Source organism: Leptospira harrisiae (assembly GCF_002811945.1).
Lineage (GTDB): Bacteria > Spirochaetota > Leptospiria > Leptospirales > Leptospiraceae > Leptospira_A > Leptospira_A harrisiae.
In genome coordinates this window covers 269,850-283,368 of record NZ_NPDX01000001.1, presented here as the reverse complement: position 1 = coordinate 283,368, position 13,519 = coordinate 269,850, and the positions used below count along the sequence as shown (strand labels likewise).

Below are 13,519 nucleotides of genomic sequence, written 5' to 3'. Positions count from 1 at the left end.
ATTCAGATGAAACCAAACGCTTTTCTATTTTTCCTCATTATTCTAGTTTTAATTCTTTATTATACTTTTGAATACATCTTACATATACGGACGTTAAAAAAATTCAAACACCGTATCCACGTCAATGGAACCAGAGGAAAATCTAGCGTAACAAGACTTATACGATCAGGACTTACTGCCACGGGAATGTCTGTTTTTGCAAAAACAACTGGAACAATGGCACGTATGATTTTCCCAGACGGTTCAGAAGAATCTATCTCTAGGTTTGGCAAACCATCCATTTTAGAACAAATTAAAATTCTAAAAAAGGCTGCTCGTGAAAAAGCAGAAATCGTTGTTTTTGAATGTATGGCTCTAGAGCCTCGTTACCAATGGGCGAGCGAGGGCCAGATTTTAAAATCAAATATTGGAGTGATTACAAATATTAGGGAAGATCATCTTGAAGTGATGGGGCCAAATTTGTCAGATGTCGCAAAATCATTGTTATCTACTTGTCCAGTCAATGGAACTCTTGTCACAGGTCCAACTGAATTTGAACCATTTATAAATAACGTATGTGAAGATAGAAAATCAAAGGCAATTTTATTAAAAGATGAAAACGTTCAAACAATTTCAGATGAAGAGATGGCAAAATTTTCTTATTGGGAACACAAAGAAAATGTTTCAATAGCCTTGAAGGTCTGTGAATTATTAGGTGTAGATAGACAAAGTGCATTAGAAGCGATGTGGAAAGTTAATCCAGATCCTGGAGCTTTGTCAGTATCTCCCATTCATTTTTTTGGGAAAGAATTTATCTATGCAAATGCTATGGCAGCAAATGATCCAAATAGCACAAAACTTATTTGGTCTTCTGTTATAGAACGATATCCACAATTCAATAAACGTTACATTCTGTTTCATACTAGGGAAGATCGGCCAGAACGAAGTCGACAACTTGCAAAGGAATTTGCTCATTGGGATGGATATGAAGCAGTTATATTAATTGGAACATCTACTTCCCTAGCTTTTAAATATTTAAAAACATACTCAAACAAAGATATACCCATCTTTGTTTGGGAACATTTAAGTTTAGATGGAATATTTGAATCTTTACTTTCTATTCTGCCAAAACAATCTTTGGTATTTGGAATTGGTAATATAGTTGGTCTTGGAATGGACTTATCATTATATTTAAAAAACAGGTCGGAATATACGAATGAATGAAATTCTTCCTCTTTCCATCGGGCTTAGCCTTGTAGTAAGCTTAGTATTTTCTGAGTTGTTTGGCATTCTTGGAACAGGCCTTGTAGTCCCAGGATATCTCGCGATTTCATTGAATCATCCAAAAAACATTGCTCTTACCTTCCTCATCGCATTGCTCTCTTATATTTGTGTTGAAGTTTTATCTAATTTTTTACTTATTTTCGGGAAAAGAAAAGTCGTCTTCATACTGTTATTTGGTTATTTTTTTGGATATCTCCTTAATTATCAAATTCTACCAGATATAGATATCGGATATCTTTCAGAAGTAAGAGGAATTGGATTTATCATTCCTGGACTCATTGCTATTTGGTATGAAAGGCAAGGTGTATTAGAAACAACTTCTGTTCTGATCCTTGCTTCGATATTTGTAAAAATTCTCCTTATTTTTCTTTTAGGTACAGAGTTAGAAACATTATGATGACTAAAATTTATTGGTCTCCATGGAAACATTCTCGTATTGCTCTTTTTTTATTAGCGATACTTGGAATTCTGGGACTTCTCTTAATCGAAACATGTAAGGTAAAAAAGGAACAGTCTTATTTTAAAAAGAAACTCCATGCAGCAAAACTTGCCGAACGTGGATTCCAAATTTTAAAACCAGAGCTTCTTAAACATAAAAAACCTGATTATAAAGAACTAGACCCAACCAACTCAGGACTGATTGGCGAGTTTTTAACACCAGTGACAAGTAACAGTGGATCATTGTCTGCAAAACAAACTTCCATTAATCCGAACTTTGCAGCAGTAATGGTTCAATTTCTAAAAAAAGCAAAACTAGAAGAAGGTGATACTGTTGCAGTTGCTGTATCTGGCTCTTTTCCAGCACTAAACATTTGTTTGTTTGCTGCGCTAGAGACGTTAAAACTCAAACCAATTATTATTTCAAGTGCTTCTGCATCACAATTTGGTGCAAATCATCCACAAATGCTTTGGTTGGATATGGAAAAAGAACTTGTTACATCCGGAATTTTTTCCTTTCGTTCCAGCTATGCATCGCTAGGTGGCATTCAAGATAAAGCTATGGGAATATCAAAAGAAGGAAAGGAATTTCTAAATCGTGCATTACAAAGAAACCAAGTTAAACTGTTGGATTCCGCTCATTTTGATGATTCAATCGAAAAACGAATGAAATTGTATGATGAATTATCACAAAATAAACCGATCAAACTGTTTATCAATGTGGGCGGAGGGACCACCATCCTTGGAACAAATCTCGGAAAGCAAGTTTTCAAAAATGGACTCATTTCCAATTTGCCAGAGGAAGTTCATATACCCAACTCTGTGATCAAATCCTTCTTGGAACGAGAAATTCCTGTAATCAATTTCATTCAAATCGAATCACTTGCGCGAAAGTTTGGGCTTCCCCAAACTCCTAAAAAAATACCCAAACCAGGCGAAGGTAGGGTTTTTTATTCAGAAGAATATAGTCCCTTACTTTATCTTTCCGTTTTCCTTTTTCTCCTAGTAGGATTGTATGGTGTTACGAGGCTCGGCTGGGGCGAAAATGAAGAAGATCGGCATCTTCCCAAATCCCTTCGTGCTCGCTGAGGTTTTTATGGCGAAAATCATTGTCCTTTCGATTCTCCTTTTTTTGATTTTGCGTTGGGTTAGTCGTATCCTCATTTTGCCTGCGAAAATTGCAGAAAATTTTGGAAACAGACAGAGGGAAGGACAACCAAACCAAACCTCTTGGACCAAACCAAAGGAAAAGGACATTTCAGATCGTGGAAAAATAGTAGACTAAAGGTTCAATTTCCTACAATGCAATTTCGAAATTCTGTCGAAAATGAAACTAAGATGAGACAGAATTCGGTTCCAACTCCCCTCATTCGGAATTTTTCCAAACGTTTTTTTGCGCTTCTGCCAATCCTTTTCTCATTCGCACTCATCCAATGCGGTGTTCCGAAAGGTGAATTCGGTTGGACCACAACTAAAATGGAAGAAATGGATGTTTTGGAAAAACACATCCAAACCATTACTGATTATAAAATGATGAGAGATGATCTAATATTCTCTCCAACTGATACGATTCATTATGTTTACCAATTTTCTAGAAATCCTGGTTTAGAAACTGACTTTTATATCTCACTCAATCGTTATGAATTAGATTATGTAGAAATTGATATTAAGAAAAAACGAGCGGAACCTGATTCGTTAGCGATTAGAGATGAGTTCTCACTCTTACGAACAGGAGATTACTTAATTAAAATTGTATATGAAGGTGATACTGTTGATGAAGTCAAATTTCGAGTATTACCAGACGAAGGTTATACACAGGAAAATCTTGAACAAGAATTAGCTGGTGATCAAACAGATGAAATTATCAAATACTCTCGTTGATGGGTGGCTGAATATTTCCTGTTTCTAAAATTCGTTTTACACGTTCCAATTCTTTTAGAGCTACCCGTATATCCGTTTCCCCACCTTCACTAATGATTCGTTCATAATGCTCTTTTGCTTTCACAAAATCCCTTGACTCCTCAGCTAACACACCCAATCGAAACAAAATTTTAATCAAAGGAACCTTGTTTTTTTTCGTTTCCAATACACGAATGACGGCTTCTTGGTCCTCAATTTTTAAATCCATCAAACGATATTGCGATAGAATATCATCTAAAGTAGTTACCATTAAATCTTTTTTAAGATTCTGTTTCTTCTCAATTAAATCTTTTAATTCTTTCTCTGCTGAAACCAACTTTTCATCTAACTTTTTCCATTGAGCAAATGAAATATTAAGTTTGTTACGTTCCAATTCATTTCGCTTATGTTTTTTGTCTTTTTTACTAAGATAATAATATGCAATTGATTCCAACTCCGTAAGCCCAGTATCAACATCCAATGATGGATTCCAGTCTTTGCTATTTCGTTCCAACCAATATTCCAAAAATGGAGTCGCACGATCTGGATCACCAATTTGTGAATTGAAAAAAACGCCAATTTCATAGGAAACTCTTGTTTTATCAGTAGAATCAGAAGATAAATTAAAATATTTTTCATAATACTGACCAGCGATGATATTTCGTTTTAAATCAGCATTAATTGTAGCCAAACGTAGGTTCGATTTAATAATTTTCTCTTTTTCTTCCTCAGATGGATTCTGTATTTTTAAAAGTTCAAATAAACCTTTTTCGAAAAAGTCAGCAGCTCTCTCTTTTTTACCATCTTGACGATATTGTTCTGCAATATCTGTCAAAACCAACGGATTTTCATTCCATAATCGGTAAGCTCTTTCTAAAATTAGTTCGTAAGCAAAAAAATCAGTATTCCTCTTGTAATCAAACAAAACATAAATCCCTTTACCAGCAGTACCAAGTTTGTTAACAATTTTAAGTCTTTCTTTGTTATCATCTTCTAATTTTTTAACAACATTTGCAAATGCATATAAATCATTGGATTCAACTTGTTTTCGTTTATTAAGATAAGCCTGATACCTGAGATTCACAGAGTCATCATACTTTTGTTTGCTAAATTTCCTATTTTCTTCTGCGATACGAACATCCTCTTTCCAAATCTTTGATTGAGGAATCAAATCAGATAAATTTTTTCCTTCTCTGATCCAATTACTTTCTTTAATATGAATTTCATCTTTTGTTTTTTTTAGTTTTTGTTCTGCTAATTTCCATTCGTTATACAATCGATCATGTTCCTTTGCAGAAGATGAATCATATCCAAGGATATCCTCTTTTTGCCACTCACCATTTCGAAACCCTTCTTCTGTCATTTCTAATGGATGGTATCGAAATGCAGCTAAGTAATGACGTAATGCAGGAGCAAATTTTTCAGACTCAACAAACAACCTAGCAAGTCTTATGTGTAAATTATATAATACTGGTGAATCTCGAACAATATAAGTTTCAGAATTTTTATGAGTACTTTGCCATAACAAAAGGCGAATGTCATTCATCTCCGTCCGTGAATTATATACATTACCCTTTTCTCTATCTTCCCATATCCTCTTTTCTTCAATAAACTGACTATAATAACGTTTGAGAAGACCTTCCGCCTCACGAATCTTAGTTTCTAAATTCTTTGGTCCAGATTCAAGACCAACATCAACTGGAATATCAGCGCCAGGAACTACGGGCACATCCTGTGCATTGGGATCGACTGCTTTGGGTTCGTCTCGAAGGGCAATTCCCGAATCTTCATCAATGGGGATCCGTTTTTCAGAATCCAATGTTTGGATTTCTTCGGTCGAAATTACTTGTAAAGGGGATAAATAGAGTCCAGATAAGGGGTTTCTCCGATCCTCTTCTCCCGCAAAAAGATTCCCGGAACCAAAATGTGACCAGAGGACTAGGAAAAGAATTCGGGTTACAATGGAATGGGAGTGCAAAAGGTAACTGGGCGAAAAAAGTAACCGACTTACCTTTTTCACTGAGTCACCAATTTCACCCAGTTTCCAAAGAAAGTAAGTTTCCATATTTTTAATATTTTCCCTTCCCAGACCGCTTGGGGCCTTGTCCCGCTGCATCAATGGCCATAGTTCCCTGATATTACTATCGGCGAAAAATCAATTTTTAACAACCAAAAGGTGTTGTATATTTGGAATGACTGGCGTTCACTGTAGGCAATCGACCAGCAGAACTGGATCTCATATGTCAAAAAACATTGTCGAAAGGTATCTCGTCCTAAAAAACAAATACCGAAATTATGATACAAAATATGCCCTAAAACGTATGCAGGCATTTCGACTTGCCACTCAGGAGTTGTCGCGCAAAGGTTATGAGGTTGGCTTGGAACTTTTAGGATCAATCAACTTCGGAATTGTCGATCCAACTTCCGATGTCGATTGTATTTTGCTTTTGGAATGCGACCTGCACAAAGACCAAAGTTGTTGTCCTAATCATTGCACTAATTTGTCTTTTGTAAAAGCAGAGATTTCTAAATTCGTATTAAAAAGATTGGCACCAGAAACATTTAACATTGATTATCTGGATACAATTAATTTAAAATATGTAGAAGAAAAAATTCGAACAGAATCCGTCCTTGGCGATGAGACCTTATATTGTTTATTATTTTATCGAAACATTGGTAGGCCGGTCAATCGACCTTTGTTTATCCCGTTTTGTGATCAGCTGGAAGAAAATCATGATTTTGTGAAAGAAATTATGCCTTGGGCAGCCGTAGCATTAGAAGGTTACCTCAATACCAACCAACATAGAATGTCTTTTAACAAATACAATGAAAGGATTCGAGCTCGCGGACTAAGTCTTCCAGAAGGTTTACAACAAGAGCTACAAGCTTATATGGAAGGAAAAACCTAAATCTCTTCAATTTATAATTAGAGCCGTAGCCAATATTTTTGTTTACCATTGCTACTAAATCCTTAATCTTTTGCCATGCCGGCAAGAATTTGGACGAACAGAGGCAAGTTGTATCCATACTTGCTTTCGAACATTATTCTTTTTGTTTTTGTTACCATTGCTTTTTTATTTTATACTGCCAGTGAACGAAACATCGATGAAGCGGAGGAAAATCGATACCACTCTTTGCGCATTGCAAATGAACTCAGACAATCATCAGACCAACTTACAAACTTAGTTCGTTTGTATGTCATCCAAAGAGATCCCAAATATAAAAAATATTTCCAAATGATTTTGGACATACGAAATGGGGATCGTCCAAGACCACCTGGATATGGTTACGCTTATTGGGACTTTGTCATAGCAGACAAACTTCCACCTCCTTCAGAAGTAGGCGAAAGAATCAGCATTTACGATATAATGAAAAAAGCAAATTTCATTGAGTCGGATTTTTTATTATTATCAAAATCAAAAACCAAATCGGACCAATTAACAAAAATTGAATTTGAAGCAATGTCTATTGTTGAAAGAGATATGAAAACTGGATTAAAATCTAATCCACGCGCGATTAACTTATTATTTGATGATAACTATCTCCGGGCCAAATCGGAAATTATGAAACCAATTAATGACTTATACTACCAGTTAAACGATCGGACAACAAAAGCCATCCAAGATGCAAAAAGTAAAGTTTTTATGTTAAAGACGATCTTTATTATTGCAGGTGTCTTTTTTGCTTTAAGTTTATTTTTGACTCATAGATCTCTTGTGGCTATCATAGGTGGAAGTGTTGATGATGCGTTTCGAAGGATCTCACTTTTAGGAGAAGGAAATTTTTCAGGAAAAATCAAACCAACGTTAATCAAAAATTCCATATTAGATAGTTTAAATATAACACAAAAAAGATTACAAGAGTTACACAAAGAAGGAGAATCCACCAAACAACGACTAATAGAAAGTGAATCAAAACTTAGAGATATTCTAGACAATGTATCCGCTTGTATTTATTTAAAGGACACAAACGGAAGATATTTATTTGCGAACCAACAAGTCTGTAGTCTTTTTGGATACCCACTAGAAGAGATTCTAGGCAAAACGGATGAAAAATTTTTAGAAAAGGAGACTGCAAAAATCATAATAAACAATGACAGATCAGTTTTATTTGAAGGTAAAACTTTGCATGCGGAAGAGGAAATTCATAACCGGTCTGATAACAAAACATATTCATTTTTAACAGTCAAAATTCCATTAAGAAACCAAACGGGAGAAATTTATGCGCTTTGCGGTATTTCAACTGACATTGGATTAACGAAAGAAATTCAAAAAGAATTAGAACGTGCAAAAGATTCTGCAGAAATTGCAAACCGAGCCAAGTCAGAATTTTTGGCATCCATGAGCCATGAAATTAGAACACCACTGAATGGTGTAATTGGCATCACTCAAATTCTTTTCAAAACAAACCTGAATGAAGAACAAAAGTCTCTTGTAGAAACAATTGGATCTGCAGGCCAATCCTTACTGATCATCCTGAATGATATTCTTGATTTTTCAAAAATAGAATCTGGAAAAATGAAAATCGAAAAAATTAAATTCGATATCCGAAGTACAGTCACTGAAATTTTTAATTTATTATCAATTGAATCGAAATCCAAATCCATAGAGTTAAAACTAGAAATTGACAAGGACGTCCCAGAATTTATATATTCTGATCCAGGTAGAATCCGACAGATAATTTTTAATTTACTGGGGAATGCTATCAAATTTACCGAAATTGGATTTGTTATATTTCGCCTTAAAAAACAAAACGAGTGGATTCGGATCGAGGTAGAAGATTCGGGAATTGGTATTCCCAACGAAAAATTAAACTTTATATTCAACAAATTTTCACAAGCAGATGCATCCACCTCACGAAAGTATGGTGGGACTGGCCTTGGACTTGCAATCTCTGAACGACTGGCATCGTTACTGGGTGGAACGATTGGGGTCAAAAGTCAAATAAACAAAGGAAGTTTATTCTGGTGTCACTTGCCTTATGAAAATCCTATTTTTTCCAGTATAAACGATACCTTTGAATCACCAAGAATCCAATCTTCATCGATCGAATCGTTGTTTATAAACCAAAAGTTTCTGATAGTGGAAGATAATATTTTAAATCAAAAGGTAATTGGAGGGCTCTTAAGAAAATATAATATAAACTTCGATGTTGCTGAAAACGGAGAAGTGGCAGTACAATTATTTCAAAAAAATAAATATGATCTGATTCTTATGGACTGTGAAATGCCAGTGATGGATGGATTTGAAGCCACTTTGCAAATCAGAGAATTAGAAAAATCAAAACAAGCTAAAATTATCATCTTAGCTGTTACCGCACATGTACTTGACGAACACAAAGAAAGGTGTTTTGCAGTGGGAATGGATGGGTTTATTGGAAAACCATTTTATATAGAAAATTTATTAAATACTTATAACGAAATTCTGAAAAAACAAAAATCAAAATAACAATTTAATATCTAGAAATTAGTGCCATTTGGATTCCGAAATTCACTATTTGTTACGTGTTCTATGTTACCATCACCATAACAATGGGTTACTTCAGCAATAACCACTTGATAACCTTCATACCATTTAGTATATTGAGACTTTGCTGTTTTATGATCAGAAAATGTTTTTAGCGCTTCCAAACCTTTATGCGATTGAAAATAATACACTACAGCCATTGTTCCTTTTTCTATATTTACCCAACTATCCTTACCAAGATACTCAGGATGGTTTTCGACAAAGGATTCAATGGACCGATCTAATGTTTCAAATTCGGAATCTGATTTTTTTTGTTTAAAAATGAAAGTTGCTGAAATCATAATTTAAACAAAGATAATTCTTTGTTCAATTCTACAATTAGATAATTTAATTCTGCAGAGGATTTAGCAGTTTTTTCCGACATCAACGAACTTCGCTGTGTCATTTGCTAAATGATTAACGGAAGAACTCATTTCTTCCTTTGTGACTAAGTGCATCGATTTAATTAAAATTTCAGTGTCGTAAAAAACTTGATCAACAATCGCAAAGTTTTCTTAAATATAAAAAAAAAATTGTAATTATCGTTAGGTTTCCATTTTTTAAAAACTGAGGCAAATATGCAGTTCACTAAAACCAAAAAGATCTTAATTTCTGTGTTTTTTCTTTCCTTCTACTATATTTCTTGTAGCAGCATACAATCTGTTATTCGAGAAAGAGATATTTCAAAAATTACTAATTATATATCGGAAAATCCAAAATCATCCTTAGAGGAATTCGATGGCGATTGCAAAAGCCCTCTTATGACAGCGGTGGAAACCGACCAGCCGGAAATTGTCAAACTCCTATTGAATAAAGGAGTAAACCCAAATCTAAGATCCCCTTCTTGTTTTGTTGAAGATTCAATGCCTTTATTGTCTGGATATCATTTGGGACAAACGGCCATTTTTTACGCAAAATCAATACCTGTTGCGAAACTTTTATTACAAGCAGGAGCAGATGTCAACTTAGGGAAAACAATTATTTACAATAATTACTATCGAACGGCATCTTATAGAACTCCTCTTACCAATGCCATACAAAATGGAAACCTACCTCTTGTAGAATTTTTAATTCAAAATGGAGCAAATGTTCATTTATACAATGCCGGGCAAGTAAATAACTACTTCACATGGAATCAAATTGAAAATAATACTGATCCTTCTATTTTTCTAGGAATCAAAAAAGCTTTGTCAGACGCTGGAGCAAAAGAGAAAAGAGAACTTTCGGAAGCAGAGTTGGAAAAAACAAAATCACAAATTTATGGAAGATACAAACACATCCCAACTGGAGAAATCTACGAATTGCGACCTCTTTTAAACCAAGGGACTCCGATGATTCTCAATTGGAAAAAAAGGCCCACCTTACTCCCCTTAGGAAAAGACTTACCTATCAAGGAATTTCATTTAGCAGAATTCCAATGGGTAGAATCAGGTGAAAATATTTACGAATGGTATGCTCGTGAAGCGAATCGAGAAAAAATGATCGGTCAATAATTAAGGAATTAAAAACATGAACCAATTTATCAAATCAACTATGGTATTAAGTTTCACTGCAATAGGATTTATTTCTTGTGCAAGTGGTGGAATCGAACTTCTTAAAGAAAAACCAATTAAGTCTTTCGTAAAAAACGGAATAGAAACAACTTTGAAAGGTTTGGAAGCCACTCAAATGAATCGAGATTTTGTTGATATCGAAGTTAATCTTAGATTCAAAAATCTAACCAACCAATATGTACATATTCAATTATGTCAATACGATTTCCCACTAAATGATTATAACCTCGAATATGGTCTTAAAAATAAGGGACTTTGGGAAACTTACAAAAAAACACCTGAACTTTTTGATACAAAATTTTGGACTGCTAATTCTGGTATAAAAATCAATTCTTTACCAGTGATCGATAAACCATTTTACTATCGCTTATATATAAACAATAAAGATGGGAAAGTGAACCAATCCTACGACAGGAATACAAATCAACAATTTATCAAACCTTCCGAATATCCAGAAGCATTCACGTTGTCAGCAGGTTGTAATGGAGAAAACCGAAGTTTTATAAGAAATGAGTATGAAAAATCAACAGATTGGATTGCCCCAAACTCTACCTACAATTTAAAATTACATCATTCACTAATTCGAGGAACCAAACCTATCCTATTAAAACACCCAGATTATTTCGAATTCGAATTGGACATAGATCCTATTCGATAAAAATTATTAAGATAAATAGATTTTTGGGGAAAGATACCAGTTGGTAGATAAAATTCTACTTTGGTATCTTTTATTTAGTTATTGGTAGAGTTTACGATTATTTCCGATGTTTTCTAAATGGCGAATGTCTTTACCAGTATTGAGTCGAACAAGTTCTTCAGCTACGTTCACAGCATAATCGCCTAATCTTTCTAATGCGAGAATGATCCGATACACATCAGCAAATTCCTGTTTTTCCATATCAGGGACCGATCTATATTTTTGAAAGGCTTGGTCACAAAGTGCATTTAATTCATCTTCTAAGGAATTAACACTTCCCATAAATCTTTCTTTTTCTTCCACAAGAGATTCAATAGCCATTCCTGCTAAAGTAGTCACTCGGGACAGGATGAGTGTCATAGGTTCTTCATTTTTAAAAAGACCTTTGCGAATGGTTTTATGACGGAAGACATCAGCGCAGTTGACTACTTGGTCTCCCATCCGCTCCATATTTCTTGTGATCCGAATGGCAGAGAGCGCAAAACGAAGGGGGTCTTTTTTTAAAACAATATCATTGTCCACATCACCCATTCCAAGAATGTTACGGTTACTCACTGCTTCCAAAATGGCATTTTGGGAAAGGTTATCATTTTCCTTTTCTAAATCATCAATAAGATCATCACGTTCCACAATGCGTTCTGCTTGTGCGTAATCATCCGCTTCCAAAGCTTCACTCAAAAGAATTACCTGTTCCAAAACAAGTTCTGCCATGGAGTACAAATTTTTTCTTAAATAATAAAACTTAGAGATAATCATATTCGGCTGATCATGTTCTTAAAATGAAAGAACTTATCGTATCTATCACACGTTATGCGGTTGCGAGTTCAGTAACTTCTTCCACTGTTAGGATCTTTTCTATATCAATTAAGATAATGAAACGATTGTCTTTTTTACCTACACCCGTGATGTAACGAGAAGAAATCCCTTTGACAGAAGGTGGTGGTGGGTCCACTTGGTTGGCCGGAAAATGAACCACATGCGATACTTTGTCCACAATCACCCCAATGGATTTTCCAGAAACATTGATGACAATTGCACGATCTGCGGTGTCGTTCACATTTTTGATGTTTAGCCGTTTTGCTAAGTCAATCATCCGAACGACTTTGCCACGAATGTCCATAATTCCAGCGAAAAAACTTTTGGACTGTGGAACACGGATTAGGTTGGTGATTTTAACAATTTCTTCGACAATGGTGATGGGAATGGCATATTCTTCATCGCCCAAATTGAATATAATGTACTGCTCATGAATGAATTGGTTTGCCGATGATGTTTCTTTTGCCATATAACTTTTCTACAATTTTCTAGCCTACGTCTAAAAGTAGACGTAGCCATTATAGAAAAAATATGAACCGAAACTAAGAAATGACAACACTTTTGTCATTAAGACAGAACGTTTTCTCACAAGAAAATCCAGGAGTCCGGCAGTCATACCTAAGATCCCTAGAGTCAGCCCTAATACGACATAATCATAGTAAAGATAATAGACCAAACATCCAAATCCGATGCCCATACAGACATCTTGCAAATCTCCCCAGACCCGCCTCTTAAAACGCAACCAGAGCGATCCTCGTGCCTCTCTTGCCTCTTGGCGCTTTCTTCTCCAACGTTGGAAACGAGTTTCGCGAACAATCCCAAAAATAGAATCATAACGAGTTGAGGGGAAAAGTGCCGATTCCAAAGGATATCTTTTGGAACGAACTTTCTCTTGGGCATCAGGTACAAAGGGGGGATAAATTTCGTACGCCCCTCCAATGCATGCAAGCATGTCTTTATCAGGGAGGGTACTAAAGTATTCGCGAAAGGGCCAAATCTTCCGAAAGACGGGATAAGCACGGCCAGAAGTAATGTCCTTCTCACCTTGTACAGTGCCGTTTTTTACGGTAGCACCATACATACGTCCCTTTTCTTCTTTGATTTCTACAGCTAACCGAACGAGTCGTTCATGAAAGTTGAACTCAGCCTCCAGGACATCCCCGAGAGGTGTTTCCATGGTAAATGCTCGGATGAAACCGGGTGTGCGGGGTTTCTGTTTCCTCCAGACTTGTTTCATAACAAATCTATCGGAGGAAACATTAAGTCACTGAAGAAAGATTATTTCTTCTTTTTGTGTCTGTTGGCTCTGCGTTTTTTCTTACGTTTGTGGGTTGCGATTTTTCTACGCT

The 13,519-nt window shown here is 35.4% G+C and carries 14 protein-coding genes; 9 read left to right on the top strand and 5 right to left on the bottom strand.

Features of this window, described 5'->3' with window-relative positions; translation table 11 throughout:
* The first annotated feature begins 6 nt into the window (after positions 1-6).
* From pgsB to CH364_RS01350, 5 genes are read left to right on the top strand one after another with little or no spacing between them, the layout of a single operon-like run.
* A complete protein-coding gene (gene pgsB, locus CH364_RS01370; RefSeq protein ID WP_100741842.1) occupies positions 7-1,203 on the top strand; it encodes a poly-gamma-glutamate synthase PgsB in 1,197 nt (398 codons plus the stop codon).
* On the top strand, positions 1,196-1,660 hold the full coding sequence (gene pgsC, locus CH364_RS01365; protein ID WP_100741841.1) for a poly-gamma-glutamate biosynthesis protein PgsC: 465 nt from the start codon (positions 1,196-1,198) through the stop codon (positions 1,658-1,660). The genes pgsB and pgsC overlap by 8 nt, the downstream gene beginning before the upstream one ends.
* Positions 1,660-2,790 carry a poly-gamma-glutamate system protein gene (gene pgsW, locus CH364_RS01360; protein ID WP_100741840.1) on the top strand — a complete coding sequence of 377 codons (1,131 nt, stop codon included), beginning with the start codon at positions 1,660-1,662 and terminating at the stop codon, positions 2,788-2,790. Before pgsC ends, pgsW begins: the two co-directional genes overlap by 1 nt.
* Positions 2,791-2,797: 7 nt before the next feature.
* Complete coding sequence (locus CH364_RS01355; protein ID WP_100741839.1) at positions 2,798-2,986, top strand: hypothetical protein; 189 nt, start codon at positions 2,798-2,800, stop codon at positions 2,984-2,986.
* Positions 2,987-3,039: 53 nt separating this feature from the next.
* On the top strand, positions 3,040-3,582 hold the full coding sequence (locus CH364_RS01350; RefSeq protein ID WP_207762198.1) for an LIC_12238 family plasminogen-binding lipoprotein: 543 nt from the start codon (positions 3,040-3,042) through the stop codon (positions 3,580-3,582).
* Here the strand turns inward: CH364_RS01350 and CH364_RS01345 are convergent.
* A complete protein-coding gene (locus tag CH364_RS01345) occupies positions 3,566-5,716 on the bottom strand; it encodes a tetratricopeptide repeat protein (RefSeq protein ID WP_100741837.1) in 2,151 nt (716 codons plus the stop codon). The two genes, CH364_RS01350 and CH364_RS01345, sit on opposite strands and share 17 nt — an antisense overlap.
* A gap of 124 nt (positions 5,717-5,840) precedes the next feature.
* On the opposite strand from CH364_RS01345, the gene CH364_RS01340 reads away from it, so the two are divergent.
* Together CH364_RS01340 and CH364_RS01335 are read left to right on the top strand one after the other, a co-directional pair.
* Positions 5,841-6,509, top strand: coding sequence for a hypothetical protein (locus CH364_RS01340; protein ID WP_100741836.1), 669 nt, complete (start codon positions 5,841-5,843; stop codon positions 6,507-6,509).
* A 120-nt stretch (positions 6,510-6,629) separates the two neighbouring features.
* Positions 6,630-9,047 carry a PAS domain-containing hybrid sensor histidine kinase/response regulator gene (locus CH364_RS01335; protein ID WP_341476392.1) on the top strand — a complete coding sequence of 806 codons (2,418 nt, stop codon included), beginning with the start codon at positions 6,630-6,632 and terminating at the stop codon, positions 9,045-9,047.
* An 11-nt stretch (positions 9,048-9,058) separates the two neighbouring features.
* On the opposite strand, the gene CH364_RS01330 is transcribed toward CH364_RS01335, so the two are convergent.
* Positions 9,059-9,406 (bottom strand): antibiotic biosynthesis monooxygenase family protein, encoded by a 348-nt coding sequence (locus tag CH364_RS01330; protein ID WP_100741834.1) that lies wholly within the window; start codon positions 9,404-9,406, stop codon positions 9,059-9,061.
* 276 nt (positions 9,407-9,682) lie between these two features.
* Between CH364_RS01330 and CH364_RS01325 the strand changes: the two genes are divergently transcribed.
* On the top strand, positions 9,683-10,597 hold the full coding sequence (locus CH364_RS01325; protein ID WP_100741833.1) for an ankyrin repeat domain-containing protein: 915 nt from the start codon (positions 9,683-9,685) through the stop codon (positions 10,595-10,597).
* 16 nt (positions 10,598-10,613) lie between these two features.
* On the top strand, positions 10,614-11,315 hold the full coding sequence (locus CH364_RS01320) for a hypothetical protein (protein WP_100741832.1): 702 nt from the start codon (positions 10,614-10,616) through the stop codon (positions 11,313-11,315).
* Positions 11,316-11,393: 78 nt separating this feature from the next.
* On the opposite strand, the gene CH364_RS01315 is transcribed toward CH364_RS01320, so the two are convergent.
* From CH364_RS01315 to CH364_RS01305, 3 genes are read right to left on the bottom strand one after another with little or no spacing between them, the layout of a single operon-like run.
* On the bottom strand, positions 11,394-12,110 hold the full coding sequence (locus CH364_RS01315; protein WP_207762197.1) for a phosphate signaling complex PhoU family protein: 717 nt from the start codon (positions 12,108-12,110) through the stop codon (positions 11,394-11,396).
* A gap of 52 nt (positions 12,111-12,162) precedes the next feature.
* Positions 12,163-12,639 (bottom strand): chemotaxis protein CheW, encoded by a 477-nt coding sequence (locus tag CH364_RS01310; RefSeq protein WP_100741831.1) that lies wholly within the window; start codon positions 12,637-12,639, stop codon positions 12,163-12,165.
* A 30-nt stretch (positions 12,640-12,669) separates the two neighbouring features.
* A complete protein-coding gene (locus CH364_RS01305; protein ID WP_243401187.1) occupies positions 12,670-13,347 on the bottom strand; it encodes a hypothetical protein in 678 nt (225 codons plus the stop codon).
* Positions 13,348-13,519 lie beyond the last annotated feature (172 nt).

Excerpts from the sequence above, each read along its gene's own strand:
- pgsB (WP_100741842.1), top strand. The coding sequence starts at position 7 with ATGAAACCAAACGCTTTTCTATTTTTCCTCATTATTCTAGTTTTAATT.
- pgsC (WP_100741841.1), top strand. The coding sequence starts at position 1,196 with ATGAATGAAATTCTTCCTCTTTCCATCGGGCTTAGCCTTGTAGTAAGC.
- pgsW (WP_100741840.1), top strand. The coding sequence starts at position 1,660 with ATGACTAAAATTTATTGGTCTCCATGGAAACATTCTCGTATTGCTCTT.
- CH364_RS01355 (WP_100741839.1), top strand. The coding sequence starts at position 2,798 with ATGGCGAAAATCATTGTCCTTTCGATTCTCCTTTTTTTGATTTTGCGT.
- CH364_RS01350 (WP_207762198.1), top strand. The coding sequence starts at position 3,040 with ATGAGACAGAATTCGGTTCCAACTCCCCTCATTCGGAATTTTTCCAAA.
- CH364_RS01345 (WP_100741837.1), bottom strand. The coding sequence starts at position 5,716 with ATGCAGCGGGACAAGGCCCCAAGCGGTCTGGGAAGGGAAAATATTAAA.
- CH364_RS01340 (WP_100741836.1), top strand. The coding sequence starts at position 5,841 with ATGTCAAAAAACATTGTCGAAAGGTATCTCGTCCTAAAAAACAAATAC.
- CH364_RS01330 (WP_100741834.1), bottom strand. The coding sequence starts at position 9,406 with ATGATTTCAGCAACTTTCATTTTTAAACAAAAAAAATCAGATTCCGAA.
- CH364_RS01325 (WP_100741833.1), top strand. The coding sequence starts at position 9,683 with ATGCAGTTCACTAAAACCAAAAAGATCTTAATTTCTGTGTTTTTTCTT.
- CH364_RS01320 (WP_100741832.1), top strand. The coding sequence starts at position 10,614 with ATGAACCAATTTATCAAATCAACTATGGTATTAAGTTTCACTGCAATA.
- CH364_RS01315 (WP_207762197.1), bottom strand. The coding sequence starts at position 12,110 with ATGATTATCTCTAAGTTTTATTATTTAAGAAAAAATTTGTACTCCATG.
- CH364_RS01310 (WP_100741831.1), bottom strand. The coding sequence starts at position 12,639 with ATGGCAAAAGAAACATCATCGGCAAACCAATTCATTCATGAGCAGTAC.
- CH364_RS01305 (WP_243401187.1), bottom strand. The coding sequence starts at position 13,347 with ATGGAAACACCTCTCGGGGATGTCCTGGAGGCTGAGTTCAACTTTCAT.